Origin of the sequence: Ochrobactrum sp. Q0168 (genome assembly GCF_016427605.1) — a bacterium.
Classification (GTDB): domain Bacteria; phylum Pseudomonadota; class Alphaproteobacteria; order Rhizobiales; family Rhizobiaceae; genus Brucella.
Map to the genome: position 1 here is coordinate 287,673 of NZ_JAELXQ010000004.1, position 15,513 is coordinate 303,185.

Sequence of the window (15,513 nt, forward strand, 5' to 3'; positions counted from 1 at the left end):
TTCTAAAACGCAAAAAAACCTGTAAGAGCGCCGCATTGATTTTCCGCGCGGGTCTGTTGGCGCGGCTCCCAACTCATATAGAAGTGATCTCCATATGGAATTGCGTAATATCGCTATTATCGCACACGTCGATCATGGCAAAACCACACTGGTCGATGAACTCCTGAAGCAGTCCGGCTCGTTCCGCGACAACCAGCGCGTTGCAGAACGCATGATGGACTCCAACGACATCGAAAAGGAACGCGGGATCACCATTCTCGCCAAAGCGACCTCGGTTGTCTGGAAGAATACCCGTATCAACATCGTCGACACGCCCGGCCACGCCGACTTCGGCGGTGAAGTTGAACGTATCCTCTCGATGGTGGACGGCGCTATCGTTCTTGTCGACGCCGCTGAAGGCCCGATGCCGCAGACGAAGTTCGTCGTTGGCAAGGCGCTGAAGGTTGGTCTGCGTCCGATCGTTGCGATCAACAAGATCGACCGCCCTGATGGCCGTCATGAAGAAGTCATCAACGAAGTCTTCGACCTTTTCGCCAATCTCGACGCGACCGACGAACAGCTCGACTTCCCGATCCTGTACGGCTCTGGCCGCAACGGCTGGATGGCACTGAACCCGGAAGGCCCGCAGGACGAAGGTCTGGCTCCGCTGTTCGACCTCGTGCTCAAGCACGTTCCGGCGCCCAAGGTTGCCGAAGGCCCGTTCCGCATGATCGGTACGATCCTCGAAGCCGATCCGTTCCTTGGTCGTATCATCACCGGTCGTATTCATTCCGGCTCGATCAAGTCGAACCAGGCCGTCAAGGTTCTGGGTCAGGACGGTTCGCTGCTCGAAACCGGCCGTATCTCGAAGATCCTCGCATTCCGTGGCATTGAGCGTCAGGCCATCGACGAAGCACAGGCAGGCGACATCGTTGCTATTGCCGGTCTTTCCAAGGGCACGGTTGCTGACACGTTCTGCGATCCTTCGGTCAGCGAGCCTCTCGCTGCTCAACCAATCGATCCGCCGACCGTGACCATGTCCTTCATCGTCAACGACAGCCCTTATGCTGGCACGGAAGGCGACAAGGTGACGAGCCGCGTTATTCGTGACCGTCTGCTCAAGGAAGCAGAAGGCAATGTTGCGCTCAAGATCGAAGAATCGAACGAAAAAGATTCGTTCTTCGTTTCCGGTCGTGGTGAATTGCAGCTTGCAGTTCTGATCGAAAACATGCGCCGCGAAGGTTTCGAACTTGGCGTTTCGCGCCCGCGCGTCGTCATGAAAGACGGCGAAAACGGCGAGAAGCTTGAGCCGATCGAAGAAGTCGTCATCGACGTGGATGAGGAATATTCGGGCACCGTTGTTCAGAAGATGTCTGAACGCAAGGCCGAAATGGTCGAGCTGCGTCCTTCCGGCGGCAACCGCGTGCGCATGGTGTTCTACGCGCCGACGCGCGGCCTGATCGGCTATCAGTCGGAACTTCTGACCGATACGCGCGGCACGGCGATCATGAACCGCCTGTTCCACGATTATCAGCCATACAAGGGCGAAATCTCTGGCCGTAACAACGGCGTTCTGATTTCCAACGATCAGGGCGAAGCAGTTGCCTACGCATTGTTCAACCTGGAAGATCGCGGCCCGATGATTATCGACGCTGGCGTCAAGGTCTATCAGGGCATGCTGATCGGCATCCATAGCCGTGACAACGATCTCGAAGTCAACGTGCTCAAAGGCAAGAAGCTCACCAACATCCGCGCCGCAGGCAAGGATGAAGCTGTGAAGCTCACCCCGCCGATTAAGATGACGCTGGAACGCGCCCTGTCGTGGATTCAGGACGACGAACTGGTCGAAGTGACGCCGAAGTCGATCCGTCTTCGCAAGCTCTATCTCGATCCGAATGAGCGCAAGCGCTTTGAAAAGAGCAAGTCGAGCGCTGCATAAGTTCGACAACATAAAAGAAAACGGCGCCTTCGGGCGCCGTTTTTGTTTCCAGTGTTGTGTTGATAAAAGCGGTTATCGCTCTCCGCGCCGATAAGGCTGCATCAGTGCCTGAGGAACACGCGCGCGGCGCGCCATGACGATCAGCGCGATAATCGACATGATGTAAGGGATCATGAGGAAAAGCTGGTAAGGAACCGCCTTGCCATAGACCGTTTGCAGGCGAAGCTGAAACGCATCGAACAGCGCGAACAGCAATGCGCCCAGCAATGCGCGGACGGGTTTCCACGATGCGAAAACGACGAGCGCGATACACACCCAGCCGCGTCCCTGCATCATGGTCGGGAAGAACGAGTTGAAAGCCGAAAGCGTCAGAAATGCGCCGCCAACCGCCATCAATGCGCTGCCGAACATGATCGTGAAAACCCGCACACGGATCGGGTTGATACCTTGCGCCTCGGCTGCATGCGGGTTCTCGCCTGTCATGCGGATAGCAAGGCCAAGCGGCGTGCGGAAAAGCACATAGCCAAGCAGCAGCGCCAGCGGAATGGCGATCCATGTCAACGCTGTCTGTGTGCCCAATACCTGCCCGATAAAAGGCACATCGGTAAGGAAGGACGGGTTCACCGGCTGGAATGGCGTGATTGTCGGCGGTGTTGAAGACAGTGGCACCAGTAGGCGGAACAGGAAATAGCTGAGGCTGGAAGCAAACAGCGTGATGCCAAGACCGACCACGTGTTGCGACAGGCCGAGCGGGACGGTAAGCGCTGCGTGCAGCAGGCCGAACAATGCGCCGGAAGCCGCCGCCGCGAGCACGCCCATCCAGAGGTCCGCACCGTTGAAGACGGTCAGCCAGCCAATCATCGCGCCAAAAGTCATGATGCCTTCGATGCCGAGATTGAGCACGCCGGCGCGTTCGCAATAAAGCGCGCCGAGCGTACCGAAAATCAACGGCGTTGCAATGCGCAGGACCGATACCCAGAGGCCAGCGGAGAGCAGGATATCCATCAACTCGTTCATCGGGCGATCCTGTATTGGGTGAAGAACAAAGCGACGAGCATAGTCAGGAGCGACAGCGCCACAGTCACATCTGCAATGAAGCTCGGAATGCCAATGGCGCGGCTCATGCCGTCTGCGCCAACGAACATGGCGGCGGCAAAGAGCGCCGAGAAGATCGCGCCAATCGGGTTCAGATTGGCAAGCATGGCGACGATGATGCCGGAATAGCCGAAGCCCGGCGAAAGGTCGGTCGTCACATAGCCCTTCACGCCCATGACCTGGATCGCGCCTGCAAGACCGGCAAGGCCGCCGGAAATACAGGCGACTTTCACCAGTGTTTTTCCAAGTGGAACACCTGCAAAACGTGCGGCTTGCGGGTTAAGGCCCGCAGCCTTGGTCTCAAGACCGAACACGGTGCGCTTCTGTACATAGGCGACGATCAGCGCAAGCGCGATGGCGATCAGAATGCCGATATGCAGCCGCATACCCGACATGATTTTCGGCAGCACGGCGGCATCCGGAACCGGTTCAGACTGCGGCCAACCAAAGGCCAGCGGGTCTTTCATCGGCCCTTCAATCATCATGGAGACGAACAGCACCGCAACGAAGTTCAAAAGCAGTGTTGTCACCACTTCATCGACGCCGAAGCGCAAACGAAGGCCGAGCGGAATAGCCAAGAAAATCATACCCGCAATTGCGCCGACAATCAGCAGCAGCGGAATGAGGAGCGGTGCGGGCAGCTGCAATTGCGTGCCCATGGCCACAACCGCCAGCGCACCCATATAGAACTGCCCTTCAGCACCGATGTTCCAGAGCTTGGAGCGGAAGGCCACGGCGGCGGCAAGGCCTGTTAGCATCAGCGGCGTGGCGCGGGTCAGCGTTTCGCTGATCGAAAGCTTGTTGCCAAATGCGCCAATGGCGATCTGGCGGAAGGATTCGATCACCGGTGCACCGGCAGCAGCGATCAGCAGGCCAGCAAGCACGAAGGCGGTCAGAACCGCAATGATCGGTGCTGTGGTCACCAATACCATGGGCCGTGTTTCGCGTCGTTCAATACGCATCAATTCAGCCCCTTCATGGTATTTGCCTGCCATTCGCCAGCCATCATGAGGCCCAGTCTCTGCGCATTGGCTTCTTCTGCGTTGATGGGAGGGGAGAGACGGCCTTTAACAATCGCTTGAACACGGTCCGCCAAGCCGATGATTTCATCCAGATCTTCGGAAATCAGCAGAACGGCAGCGCCCTTGGCGCGCGCTTCGAGAATGCGGGTGTGAATTGCCGCGACCGCACCTTCATCGAGTCCACGCGTCGGCTGCGCCGCGATGAGAATGCGCGGCGCGGTCTCCAGATTACGGCCCAGAATGAGCTTCTGCATATTGCCGCCCGAAAGCAGGCGGATACGGCTGTCCGGTGTGCCGCCGCGCACATCGAAATCCTTGATGATGCGGTCGGTGAATTCGCGCGCCGCAATGCGATTGACCAGAAGGCCATTCGAGAATTTTGGATCGCGCACGCGCTCCAGAATGGCGTTTTCCCACAAAGTCAGATCGCCGATAGCGCCTTCCGCATTCCGGTCTTCCGGGATGCGCCCGACGCCTTCCGCCACAAAGCGACGCGGATCGAATTTCGTGACCGTTTGCCCGAACATGACGAGCGCGCCGCTTGCAGGCTGGCTCAGGCCGGAAACGAGCCGTCCGAGTGCTGCTTGCCCATTGCCAGACACACCGATGATGCCGAGCGTTTCGCCAGCACGAACCTGAAAATTCAGTTCCGAAAGGCGGGCGACTCCATCTTCCACGACAGTGACATTACTGGCTTCTAGCAGCGTTTCGCCGGGCGTCGCCGCGGCGCGGGCAGGGCGCGAGACGCGCCGTCCCACCATCAGTTCAGCCAGTTCTTCCTTCGAAGTTTTTGAGGCCTTGCGTTCGGCGACGAGCTTGCCGCCGCGCAGCACGATCACCCGGTCGGCGGCAGACATAACCTCATGCAGCTTGTGCGAAATGAAGATCAGCGACAGGCCTTGCCGCGCCATTTCTTTGAGCGTCGCGAACAGGCCTTCGGCTTCCTGCGTCGTCAGAACGGCGGTCGGTTCGTCCAGGATCAGCACATCGGCATCGTTATAGAGCGCTTTCAGGATTTCCACGCGCTGCTGTTCGCCGACCGACAGATCGCCAAGCCGCACATCTGGATCGACCTTGAGGCCAAAACGCTCGGCAATCTGCGCGATCTTGGCTCGCGCTGCGCCATGCGAGGATTTGAGCTTCCAGAGGCTTTCGGTGCCGGTGATGATGTTTTCCAGAACGGTGAGGTTGGGTGCAAGCGTGAAATGCTGGTGCACCATGCCGACGCCCGCATTGATGGCTGCGCGCGGCTTGCCCTGCGGGATTTCAACGCCTTTCACAAAGACGCGTCCCTCATCCGGCACATAATGGCCAAACAGGATGTTCATCAGCGTGGTTTTACCCGCGCCATTTTCGCCGAGAAATGCGAGGATTTCGCCGCGTTGCAGCTTCAGCGAAATATCGTCATTGGCGGTCAGTGCACCGAAGCGCTTGGTAATGTTTTGCAGTTCAAGAACTGTTGTCGTCGTCATTGGTTCAACCCCGCAACGGGAAATTTATGCTGCCACCGACCGTCCTCCTCCAGTCGCTGACCGGCATTCAGAAGAAGCCTGTCGGCGCCCATCGGCGCGATAAGCTGCACGGCGACCGGCATTCCTTCGGCATCTTCTCCGAGAGGCAGAGAAAGCGCCGGGAATCCGGAAATATTGGCCAGCGCCGCATAGGGCGCAAATTCGTTCATCTTCCGCCAGTGATTGTCCACATCGCCATGGTTCATCGGAAACGAGCCCAATGGCAAGGGCGCTCTGGAAAGCATCGGGGTTATCAGCACATCAATATCGCGGAAAATCTGCCATAGCATATGGGACGCGCTGACGGCACCGTTCATTGCCCGATAGAGCGCGGTTGCGTCAAACCCGCGTCCACGCTCAGCAACCGCGCGGGTGAGCGGTTCGAGCTTTTCCTGATCGATCGCCAGAAAGTCGATTGCGGCGGCCAGATTGACGGAAATGATACGGTCGAATGCCCGCGCGCTGGAAGCGATAAGCGGGCTTAAATCCTGCGCGGGGATTTCGCGGATTGCATGGCCTTGCGCCTCCAGAAAACGGGCGGCGTCGGTCACAACCTGCATACGTTCCGCGGTAACGGGATAGGCGACAAGGTCTTCGGTAACAAAGCCGATGCGCAGGCGCTCTGGCATTTCCCCGGTGCTCATTGCTGGGTCGGGCAGGAAGCCTTCGGTTTTGCCTTCAACGAGCGGAAGCAGCGTCTTCGCATCGCGGATCGAACGGCACAATGCGAACTCGCTGGCAATGCCTGCGAGATAGTTGCCGAAATGCGGTCCGGCAGGCATCGCGCCCCGGCTCGGCTTCAGGCCGACAAGACCGCAGGCAGCGGCTGGCACGCGAATGGAGCCGCCTGCATCGGTCGCATGGGCAATGCCGACAATCCCGGCTGCGACGGCTGCCGCCGCGCCACCGGATGAGCCAGCAGGCGAAAGCGTTTCGTCAAAGGGGTGGCGCGCCTTTGGGCCGCTTTCCGGTTCGCTGGCGAGCGCAAGGCCAAATTCCGGCACGGTGGTGGTGCCGAAGAAATTGAGGCCCGCTTTGCGCAGGCGGCTGGCAAGCTCGGAATCCATTTGCGGCGAAGCATTTTCGAAGGCGCGCGAGCCAAGCCGGATCGGCAGACCGACGCAAGGTCCGCCCAGATCCTTGAACAGCGATGGAACGCCCGCAAACGGGGCTTTGTCCGCGCTTGCATCAAAGGCAGCGGCGTTGGTGCGGCCCAGTTCAGGATCGAGATATGCAATGGCGCCCAGAGGGCGCCATTTTTCTGCGGCTTCAAGGGCGGCATCCATGGCCTCTCGCGCGCTTAAAACGCCTCCGGCAATCGCTTGAGCGAGTGCAGTTGCGTCCTGATGCCTGCTATCGAATGCCACTTTCCGCCGCCCTGTATTGCTGCTGTCTTACTTCGGTTCAGTCGCGTTCGGCTTGTATTCGAACTTGCCAGCTTTGATCTCGGCGCGGCGCGCTTCCATCTTGGCTTCCGCTTCTGCCGGTGCAACGCCCTTGACGTAGACGATGTCGTTGCCGCCTTCCTTCATCAGGCTGAATGGCGTGTAGTCCTTGCCGGTCGGCTGAGCGGTCTTCACATCTGTAATCGCCGCATTAAGGATCGGGCGGAAGTACCACATTGCATTAGCAAAAATGGTGTCCGGGTAACGCGGCGTATAGTCGATCAGCGAACCGATTGCCTTGATGCCGCGTTCTTTCGCAGCGTCGGCGGTGCCGATGCGCTCGCCGAACAGAATGTCTGCGCCGGAATCGATCTGGGCCAGACCGGCTTCACGCGCCTTAGGCGGATCGAAGAAGGTGCCGATGAAGGATGCAATGAATTTCGCATCCGGGCGGGTTTCCTTCACACCGTCCTGGAAAGCGTTCATCAGCATGTTGACTTCCGGGATCGGCACAGCACCGACCGAGCCGAAAGTGCCCGACTTGCTCATCGCGCCTGCCAGCATGCCTGCAAGATAGGCTGCTTCAAAATTCCAGGTGCCGAACACGCCGAAATTGTCGCCCTGCGGCTTGCCGGAGGAACCCATGATGAAAGTCGTCTGCGGATAATCGCCAGCAACCTGACGCGCTTCGCGCTCGACGGCATAGGATTCGCCGACGATCAGCTTGATGCCCTGTTCGGCATATTCACGCATGGCGCGGGGATAGTCGCTCGCCGAAACGCCTTCGGAGAAGACATATTCGATGACGCCTTCGTCATTGGCCTGCTTCAGTGCTTCGTGCAGGCGGGAGTTCCAGGCGTTTTCAACCGGCGAGGCGTGAATGCCTGCAACTTTCAACTTTTCGACCGATGCGAAAACGCGCGTGGAAATCGCAGTTGCGCCGAGAGCCGCAGACATCGCAAGAATGTCGCGGCGGGTAAAATTCGATAATTTGGCCATTTGGACCCCTCTTAAGGTGGTGTTTGTGCGTGCTTTCCATGCGCGACGGATTGCCTTGCTCCTCACGAGGAGCATAAGCAATGTCTCGTATTTCCGACTAATCTGCCTTTAATTCAAGCGCTTTTATTGCTCGCTTGAAAAATAGGCACCGGTTTGTTGCTGCATTAGCCGATCGGTGCGTAATCCGCGCCATCGACCGAAGACGGGCGGCCATCGAGATTGAGCGCACTGACACGTTGCGGGGTTTCCGCAATGATCTTGCCGCGCTTCACGACCGTCAGGCGGTTGGCCTTGAGGCGCAGCGCTTCCAGCGGGTCCCGCGCCTGCAATACGACGAAATCTGCATTGCAGCCTTTTTCGAGACCATAGCCTTCAAGACCAAGCGCCTTGGCCGAATTGACGGTCAGCGCGTTGAAGACCTGGCGCTTGCCTTCGATGGACGTCATCTGCGCCACATGGACCGCCATATGCCCCACTTCCAGCATGTCGCCGGAGCCCATCGAGTACCATGGGTCCATAACGCAATCATGACCGAAGGCAACGTTGACGCCAGCGGCCATCAATTCCGGCACGCGGGTCATGCCGCGACGTTTCGGATAGGTGTCGGCACGTCCCTGCAGCGTGATGTTGATGAGCGGGTTGGGAATGGCGTTCATCTGCGCTTCCGCGATCAGCGGAATGAGCTTGGATACGTAATAATTATCCATGGAATGCATGGATGTCAGATGCGAACCGGACACGCGGCCCTGAAGACCGAAGCGCACGGTTTGCGCGGCCAGCGTTTCCACATGACGCGACATTGGATCGTCGGTTTCATCGCAATGGATATCGACCGGCAGGCCGCGCTCGGCGGCAATGCGGCACAGTTCTTCCAGCGATGCCGCGCCATCGGCCATGGTGCGCTCGAAATGCGGAATGCCGCCGACAATGTCCAGACCCATATCGAGCGAGCGATTGACGAGATCGACCGCGCCCGGCGAACGATAATAGCCGTCCTGCGGGAAGGCAACAAGTTGCAGGTCGATGTAAGGCTTCACCTTTTCGCGAACCTCGATCATCGCCTCAGCAGTGAGAAGACGCGGATCGCTGACATCGACATGGCTGCGAATGGCCAGCAGGCCCTGGCTGACGGCCAGGTCGCAATAGCGCAAGGCGCGCTCGACCATGGCTTCAACGGTCAGCATGGGTTTCAGCTCGCCCCAAAGCGCAATCCCTTCCAGAAGCGTGCCGGAACGATTGAGACGCGGCAGACCCAAGGACAGCGTTGCATCCATGTGGAAATGCGGGTCGACGAAAGGCGGCGTCACGAGACGGTTGGACGCGTCGATTTCCTTCGCGGCCTGATGCTCGCCCTTTGACGGCACTATATCGGCAATCTTGCCGTCCTTGACCAGAATGTCCTGCTTCTCGCGACCGTCAGGGAGATTAGCGTTTCTCACAATCAAATCGAACATCGGCAGGCCTCTTAACTCATTGCGGGAAGATCAAGGCTGTCAAAAAAACAGCACATTTCTAAAATGCCTTATACCCTCCGCGCCGTACGCGCAATGCCGGGCAATGCGTAAGGGGTCGTCATCTGCACAGGAACGTGATAGGCCGCAAAATCATAGTTGCAGGATTGTCATGTTCACGATCAGTCGCGTCGAAACCTATAGTCAGGAAATCAAGAAAAGTCGGTTTCTGGCAATTGCTGCGCCTGTCGCGAGCGAGCAGGCGGCGAAGGATTTCCTAAGCGAGCATTCGGACCTTGCAGCCAACCACAATTGCTGGGCTTGGCGCATGGGGCAGAACTATCGTTTCAGCGATGACGGCGAGCCGAGCGGCACGGCGGGCAAGCCGATCCTGCAAGCGATAGATGGCCAGCAGCTCGACAATATTGCTGTGGTTGTGATCCGCTGGTTCGGCGGCATTCTGCTTGGCAGCGGCGGCTTGATGCGCGCCTATGGCGGCACGGCGGCGACCTGTCTGCGACGGGCGGAGAAGACCGAAGTGATCCCGATGATCGGCTTTGCCTTCGCCTGCGATTTTTCCGACCACGCGCTTTTGAAAGCACGGTTGACTGCTGTGGATCATGTCGTGATTGCGCAGGAAAATTTCACCGCCAACGGCGTGGAAATAACCGGCGCAATGCCCATTGCCGCGCAGGATGACCTGTCGCGGCTTGTGATGGATCTGACGCGCGGCAAATCGACAATGAAAATTATTTAGTATTTAATTTACTATGAGATTTTCTCTTAATATCATTAAGTAATGCTTCTCTCTGTGAATTAAGTATTAATGCTCTTATTGATGTGAATCCTTCAAGTTGCTTTCCCTTCATCAAGGAATCATAGCTAGGCAGGTCTGATCTATCGGCATTCTGGTAATTTTTGCATATAAATTCTGTATGATTTTTAGTTTCTACCATTTCGTAGCCGAATTCCAAAAGCCCCATAATCTCTCTTGCTAATACAATGTGATATTTATTTTTATGATTCCATAAATTATCAGGAGTTAGATTTGAGGATAATTTAAAATCAGCGTGCCGGTGAATGCCTCCAAGCACCCACGAATCGTTAACGATACATGCCCATTTGTCTATTTTTAGTATATTTCCCATTACATCGGGATGCCATAAAGTATCTTCTTTATTTATTATGTTATACTTTATGAAATTCTGCTCCACCCATAAATCGGACACGCGTCCGATCTCCGCGGGCCCTGATGCATATCTTGCCTTCTGATATACCTGCCAGCAATATTCCGTTAAATCATTAACAATATTTTTCCGACCACGACCGTAAATAAATTTACTGCGTAGTTCTTCATTAATATCTTCATATTCCTCATATTGAAAAATACGTATTCCTATTGTTTCTATATCTTTTCTCATACGAAATTGATTGTACATTTTGTATATTAATCCATTATATATTATATTTTGTTAAAATTTTTATCAAATGATGATTATCAGTATTTCAAAACAGTATTATTTTTTAAAGAAAAATTCTATCCCTATATAAAGTTTGTTTGTATTCATTACCAATTTTCACATGAATTCAAAGCTCGGAACTATTAACAAATTTAAGCAAGTTAATTTTAGAGAGCAAACGCCTGCTAAGGAGTGCTCCGAAAGCATGGTGGATCATGGCTTGTGAGACGTCGATGCGTTGCTCATAATCGGGCAGGCTGTCGCGGCTTGTGACGGATTGGGCAAGCGGTAAATCCGTCATCAAGTTCGATGACTGCGATCAGGTGCGCTTGGCCTCTTCCCCAAGCGCTCCCATCCGATCCTGCGCAAAAGCGTCGACAAGATTATGAGGAGCGTCTTCGCCAAACATCAACCGCACAAGCGCTGTTGACTCCACCGCGGCCAACTGGCTCCGGGGAAAAAGCTCCGTCTCATATCTGCTGAGCGCGGTCTCGATATCGCCTGGACTTCCAGCGATGGCCTTACCAAGCTCTGCGCCATCGAACATTGCAAGATTGGCGCCTTCTCCAGACGGCACCATCAGATGCGCGGCGTCGCCGACCAGGGTGACGCCCGGAACTCTCTTCCAGCTATAGTGTTCCGGCAATGTATGAAGGACACGCGCAACCAGGGGCGTCTCGCTCTCCGTGATGAGTGCCTTGAGCTCAGGAGCCCAGCCATCGAATTCCGCGGCAATCGTTGCGATCGCGCTTTCGCGCTTGGAAAAGTCGATCCGCTCGATCCAGTCCTTGGGCTTGTTGAGCGCCACATAGGCATGCAAAACACCGCCAGGCTCGCGATGCGCCGTTATGCCCTTACCAGGCGCAAGAGCAAACATCGAACCACCACCGACCGCCTTAGCCGTGGCTGGATGACGAACGTCCACGTTATAGAGCCATGTCTCCACGAAAGTCGTTCCAGAATAGGTTGGCTTAACGTCCGACAGGCGCGATCGCACCTTTGACCAAGCGCCGTCAGCGCCCACCAGAATATCTGCCGCCACGCTCGAGCCGTTCTCGAAGGTCAGCTGATGCCGTCCCATACCGAGCGGCTCAACGCTTCTGAGCTTGTGACCCCACCGAACGGTTTCCGGCGGAAGCGCTTCCAGCAAGATGCGCCGCAGTTCTCCACGTTGCACTTCCGGGCGGCCTCCGGTGCCGTCGTCCGGATTGTCCATCAGAATACACCCGTACTTGTCCAGCACGCGGGTTTGTTGGCCTCCCGCGTGGACCAGTTCCAAAAATCTCTCATAGAGGCCGGCATCATGGAGCGCGCGCTGGCCATTGAAGTCGTGGATATCGAGCATGCCGCCCTGCGGTCGGGCATCATGGGAAGGGTCCGCTTCATAGACCGTCGCCGTAATGCCGTTGACGTAAAGAACGCGTGCGAGCATGAGTCCGCCGAGCCCGCCGCCGACGATTGCAATATCCATTATCGTTTCTCCATGAATGGAATGTCATTCCATAGTTGGAATATCATTCCATTCATGTCAAGAAGGGCTATGAGAAAAGATGGTAGACGCAGACAGGATATGCTCACCAGGGCGCAGATTATCGATGCAGCCGTCGAGATTCTGGATAGGAACGGAGAAAACGGGCTGACGTTTCAGGCGCTTGCAAAGCATTTGAATACTGGTTCTGGGGCCATCTATTGGCATATTGAGAACAAGGCCGATCTGTTGGTCGCGGCTTGCGATGCCATCGTTGAACCCATTGCCCGTTTGGCTAGCCAAGGCTCTCCGTCTTCTGGGATCCGAGATTTTTCTGGCGCTATTTTCGACGCCATCGACAACAGGCCCTGGATCGGATCTGTCCTCGCTCAGGCGCCTGGATCATTGCCCTCGGTACGCATCATTGAACTATTTGGCCAGCACATTCGGGCGATTGGCGTCGCTCCGGCTAAGGAATGGTCGGTCGTCGCTGCTCTCCTGAACTACGTTCTGGGTATAGCCGGGCAAAACGCCGCAAATGCCACGATGGCGCGCAAATTCGGGCTCGACCGGGAACAATTCCTTTGTGGCATGGCGGAAGAATGGTCGCGTCTCGACGCCGCAATTTTTCCGTTTACGCAGGACATTTCCAGTCAACTCTCGGCGCATGATGACCGCGACGATTTTCTCACCGGGGTCGATCTCATACTCGCCGGTATTCAGGAGAGCCTACATACCGCTTCTGGATGAATATTGCTGGCGCTTGTTCTCATACATCAGCAGATCGGCACGTTTGGCGACGGCTTCGAGCGTTTCTCCGGGCGTGGTGGTTGCCGTGCCGATGGACAGGTTGAGCTGCAGCTGCGAATAATACTGATTGTTGATTTCGACCAGCCGCTTAATGTCTTCCACCATGGCTTCCGCGCCGCGCTCGTCCACATAAGGCAGCACGATTGCGAACTCGTCGCCGCCTATGCGCGCGGCATGGCCCGGCAGCTTGACGGCCTCATTCAGCACTTCGCCGATACGGCGCAGCAATCCGTCACCCGAAGCATGTCCCCAGAGATCGTTGGCGGACTTGAGGCCATTCAGATCAATGATGATGATGGAGACGGGCAGGTGGCCCTTCCGCTCAAGCCGGTTGAGTTCATCCACGTAAAAGGCGCGGTTGTGCAGCTTGGTCAGAACGTCGTGCTTGCCAAGGTATTCCAGATAAGCTTCTGCCTTCTTGCGCGCGGTGATGTCTGTCAGCGCGACCTGTACCAGCGACCAGTCGTTTTCGTGGCCGGGTAGCACCGAGAACTGCAACAGCACATGGCGTTCGGTGCCATCCAGCGCGTAGTTGATCACCTCGCGGCGCTGAAACAGGATGCCGTTCCACAGGTCGATCAGCTGTTCGCGAAAATGCGCTTCCATTTCCCCACGCAGAATCTGGGGCAGCGATTGCAGCAGTGTTGGCTTGTCCGGCGCGAGGAAAAGCTCCAGCGTCTCGTTGTTGATTTCCAGTACACGGATTTCGCTCATGCACTGGCGCACGAATTCCGGGTGTACATCGGTGAATACGCGGAAATCGACAATGCCGCGGTTGCGCACATCGTCCATCAGTTCCTTGATGCGGCTGAAATCCTCAACCCATAGCGATACCGGTGAATGCTCGAACAGGCCTTGCGCATGGCGCTTGTGACGATCCTGCTCACGCATCGCGTTTTCGCGCGCGGTCACGTCTTCAATCGACAGCAGGACACGATCCCAGCTGTGCTCATGACCGGGCAGGATACGACCCTTCAGCTGGATATCGATGCGCCGACCTGTCAGCGAATAGTTGATTGTGTTGCTGTAGAATGTATCGGAACCGTTCCAGAGCTGCACCATCTCATCGATATGCGGTTCCAGCATATCTTCCCGAAACACGCGCTCCAGATTGCCAATCAGATGGTCGATGTCGTTCGCTTCAAAAAGCGAAAGCGTCTTGCGATTGACCGCGAGAACCCTGATGTGGCTCGTGCAGATGCGAAGACGGCTGGTGTCTTCCATCAGAAAAGCCTTGAGGTCAGTAATGCCCTCCGACCGCCATGTGTCAAACTGCTTGCGAAGACCGCTATAGTCTTCAAGCCAAAGAGAAATAGGAGCCAGATCGAAGATGCTGGCTTTGTCGTTCACGGCCGTCTCGATGTTCATTAGGTTCCCGCTTTTAACACCACCTATCGCGAGGCGGCAATAAAATATCAGGGGCGCCTTATATTATGAAAGAGTTGTCTAGACCAGCGGCTTTGAAGTCACAGCGACGCAATATTTATAACACTAAATAAGAAATGCTGTTTCTTTTTGAAGGCGGACCGCTTTGCCATTAGCTATCTGTGCGAAAAGACATAGGCTTTGTGTGCAGCGCTTATTGAAATGGGCTATGGCCATCACCATTCTGGCTTTTGCACATTATTCCACGCGAAGCGTGGTTCATTTGTCTGCGAAACAAGCCAAATTTATGAGGTGTCTGGTATGAAAATCTGGAAACAGTTCCATGAAACGAATTGAGTTGATGATTGAAAGCATCATTCTGGCTTCGCGCTGGCTTTTGGTGGTTTTCTATCTGGGTCTGGCTATTGCCTTGGCCATTTACGCCGTATCTTTCGCGGGTAAGCTGTTTGACTTCGCCAGCAAGGCCACGTCGTTGAACGACACCGATACGATTTTGAAAATACTGGGGCTGATCGATGCGGCGCTGATAGCCAGCCTCGTGGTGATGGTGATCATTTCCGGCTATGAAAATTTCGTCAGCCGCTTTGATCAGGCAGGCGACGAGGTACACTGGCTGGGCACGATTGATGCCGGTTCGCTGAAAATCAAGGTCGCATCGACGATCGTCGCCATCTCGTCGATCCATCTGTTGCAGATTTTCCTGAACGCCACGACCTATACCTCGAACCAGCTTATGTGGTTCACGATCATTCATCTGGCCTTCGTCATGTCGGCGCTGTTTCTTGCTTATATCGACAAGCTCACAGCCAAGGATAAGAACAAGGGGAAGACCAAAGGCAAGATCGAACCCAATATCTGAGTGCCCGATTCAAAATTGCAGCCTAGCAATGCGGCGTGTCATACGTCTGATTGAGGAGATGAACATCCATGCCTCTGACGATGCGATAGAGGCTTCCCGATCTTTAGCCAGCCGACGGCAACGATTAAGCCAGGCGAAGGTTCGCTCAA

Annotated in this window: 13 protein-coding genes and 1 pseudogene; 4 read left to right on the forward strand and 10 right to left on the reverse strand. The window is 55.8% G+C overall.

Translation table 11 applies throughout. The features are described from left to right. Positions 1–94: 94 nt before the first annotated feature. Positions 95–1,918 carry a translational GTPase TypA gene (gene typA, locus JAU75_RS11015; RefSeq protein ID WP_109367294.1) on the forward strand — a complete coding sequence of 608 codons (1,824 nt, stop codon included), beginning with the start codon at positions 95–97 and terminating at the stop codon, positions 1,916–1,918. A gap of 72 nt (positions 1,919–1,990) precedes the next feature. Here the strand turns inward: typA and JAU75_RS11020 are convergent, their stop codons facing one another. The 6 genes from JAU75_RS11020 to JAU75_RS11045 all read right to left on the reverse strand — a co-directional run bounded on the left by JAU75_RS11020 (position 1,991) and on the right by JAU75_RS11045 (position 9,384). Beyond that, entirely contained in the window at positions 1,991–2,935 is a 945-nt protein-coding gene (locus JAU75_RS11020) for an ABC transporter permease (RefSeq protein ID WP_199056565.1), read from the reverse strand. Beyond that, positions 2,932–3,975: an ABC transporter permease gene (locus JAU75_RS11025; protein ID WP_199056566.1), complete on the reverse strand. Its 1,044-nt coding sequence runs from the start codon at positions 3,973–3,975 to the stop codon at positions 2,932–2,934. The genes JAU75_RS11020 and JAU75_RS11025 overlap by 4 nt, the downstream gene beginning before the upstream one ends. Further along, a complete protein-coding gene (locus JAU75_RS11030) occupies positions 3,975–5,507 on the reverse strand; it encodes an ABC transporter ATP-binding protein (RefSeq protein ID WP_199056567.1) in 1,533 nt (510 codons plus the stop codon). Before JAU75_RS11030 ends, JAU75_RS11025 begins: the two co-directional genes overlap by 1 nt. Beyond that, positions 5,504–6,913, reverse strand: a complete 1,410-nt coding sequence (locus JAU75_RS11035; RefSeq protein ID WP_371836152.1) for an amidase — start codon at positions 6,911–6,913, stop codon at positions 5,504–5,506. Before JAU75_RS11035 ends, JAU75_RS11030 begins: the two co-directional genes overlap by 4 nt. 27 nt (positions 6,914–6,940) lie before the next feature. Next, complete coding sequence (locus tag JAU75_RS11040; protein WP_199056568.1) at positions 6,941–7,930, reverse strand: BMP family protein; 990 nt, start codon at positions 7,928–7,930, stop codon at positions 6,941–6,943. 164 nt (positions 7,931–8,094) lie between these two features. Then, positions 8,095–9,384, reverse strand: coding sequence for an amidohydrolase family protein (locus JAU75_RS11045; RefSeq protein ID WP_199056569.1), 1,290 nt, complete (start codon positions 9,382–9,384; stop codon positions 8,095–8,097). 169 nt (positions 9,385–9,553) lie between these two features. On the opposite strand from JAU75_RS11045, the gene JAU75_RS11050 reads away from it, so the two are divergent. Further along, complete coding sequence (locus JAU75_RS11050; protein WP_199056570.1) at positions 9,554–10,138, forward strand: YigZ family protein; 585 nt, start codon at positions 9,554–9,556, stop codon at positions 10,136–10,138. On the opposite strand, the gene JAU75_RS11055 is transcribed toward JAU75_RS11050, so the two are convergent. Both JAU75_RS11055 and JAU75_RS11060 read right to left on the reverse strand, forming a co-directional pair. Continuing rightward, entirely contained in the window at positions 10,131–10,820 is a 690-nt protein-coding gene (locus JAU75_RS11055; protein WP_199056571.1) for a hypothetical protein, read from the reverse strand. The two genes, JAU75_RS11050 and JAU75_RS11055, sit on opposite strands and share 8 nt — an antisense overlap. Positions 10,821–11,160: 340 nt before the next feature. Next, positions 11,161–12,312, reverse strand: a complete 1,152-nt coding sequence (locus tag JAU75_RS11060) for an NAD(P)/FAD-dependent oxidoreductase (protein WP_199056572.1) — start codon at positions 12,310–12,312, stop codon at positions 11,161–11,163. Between the two features lie 99 nt (positions 12,313–12,411). Between JAU75_RS11060 and JAU75_RS11065 the strand changes: the two genes are divergently transcribed. Further along, positions 12,412–13,059, forward strand: coding sequence for a TetR/AcrR family transcriptional regulator (locus JAU75_RS11065; protein WP_247880452.1), 648 nt, complete (start codon positions 12,412–12,414; stop codon positions 13,057–13,059). On the opposite strand, the gene JAU75_RS11070 is transcribed toward JAU75_RS11065, so the two are convergent. Beyond that, positions 13,039–14,487, reverse strand: a complete 1,449-nt coding sequence (locus JAU75_RS11070) for a GGDEF domain-containing protein (RefSeq protein WP_199056573.1) — start codon at positions 14,485–14,487, stop codon at positions 13,039–13,041. The two genes, JAU75_RS11065 and JAU75_RS11070, sit on opposite strands and share 21 nt — an antisense overlap. 340 nt (positions 14,488–14,827) lie before the next feature. Between JAU75_RS11070 and JAU75_RS11075 the strand changes: the two genes are divergently transcribed. Next, on the forward strand, positions 14,828–15,364 hold the full coding sequence (locus JAU75_RS11075; RefSeq protein ID WP_199056574.1) for a TIGR00645 family protein: 537 nt from the start codon (positions 14,828–14,830) through the stop codon (positions 15,362–15,364). Positions 15,365–15,373: 9 nt separating this feature from the next. On the opposite strand, the pseudogene JAU75_RS11080 reads toward JAU75_RS11075, so the two are convergent. Next, positions 15,374–15,513, reverse strand: a pseudogene (locus JAU75_RS11080) (IS5/IS1182 family transposase); the annotation flags it as partial.

What these genes read in the sequence shown, in the direction of transcription:
- JAU75_RS11070 (WP_199056573.1), bottom strand. Translation starts at nt 14,487, where the DNA reads ATGAACATCGAGACGGCCGTGAACGACAAAGCCAGCATCTTCGATCTG.
- JAU75_RS11045 (WP_199056569.1), bottom strand. Translation starts at nt 9,384, where the DNA reads ATGTTCGATTTGATTGTGAGAAACGCTAATCTCCCTGACGGTCGCGAG.
- JAU75_RS11050 (WP_199056570.1), top strand. Translation starts at nt 9,554, where the DNA reads ATGTTCACGATCAGTCGCGTCGAAACCTATAGTCAGGAAATCAAGAAA.
- typA (WP_109367294.1), top strand. Translation starts at nt 95, where the DNA reads ATGGAATTGCGTAATATCGCTATTATCGCACACGTCGATCATGGCAAA.
- JAU75_RS11075 (WP_199056574.1), top strand. Translation starts at nt 14,828, where the DNA reads ATGAAACGAATTGAGTTGATGATTGAAAGCATCATTCTGGCTTCGCGC.
- JAU75_RS11025 (WP_199056566.1), bottom strand. Translation starts at nt 3,975, where the DNA reads ATGCGTATTGAACGACGCGAAACACGGCCCATGGTATTGGTGACCACA.
- JAU75_RS11055 (WP_199056571.1), bottom strand. Translation starts at nt 10,820, where the DNA reads ATGTACAATCAATTTCGTATGAGAAAAGATATAGAAACAATAGGAATA.
- JAU75_RS11040 (WP_199056568.1), bottom strand. Translation starts at nt 7,930, where the DNA reads ATGGCCAAATTATCGAATTTTACCCGCCGCGACATTCTTGCGATGTCT.
- JAU75_RS11065 (WP_247880452.1), top strand. Translation starts at nt 12,412, where the DNA reads ATGCTCACCAGGGCGCAGATTATCGATGCAGCCGTCGAGATTCTGGAT.
- JAU75_RS11030 (WP_199056567.1), bottom strand. Translation starts at nt 5,507, where the DNA reads ATGACGACGACAACAGTTCTTGAACTGCAAAACATTACCAAGCGCTTC.
- JAU75_RS11060 (WP_199056572.1), bottom strand. Translation starts at nt 12,312, where the DNA reads ATGGATATTGCAATCGTCGGCGGCGGGCTCGGCGGACTCATGCTCGCA.
- JAU75_RS11020 (WP_199056565.1), bottom strand. Translation starts at nt 2,935, where the DNA reads ATGAACGAGTTGATGGATATCCTGCTCTCCGCTGGCCTCTGGGTATCG.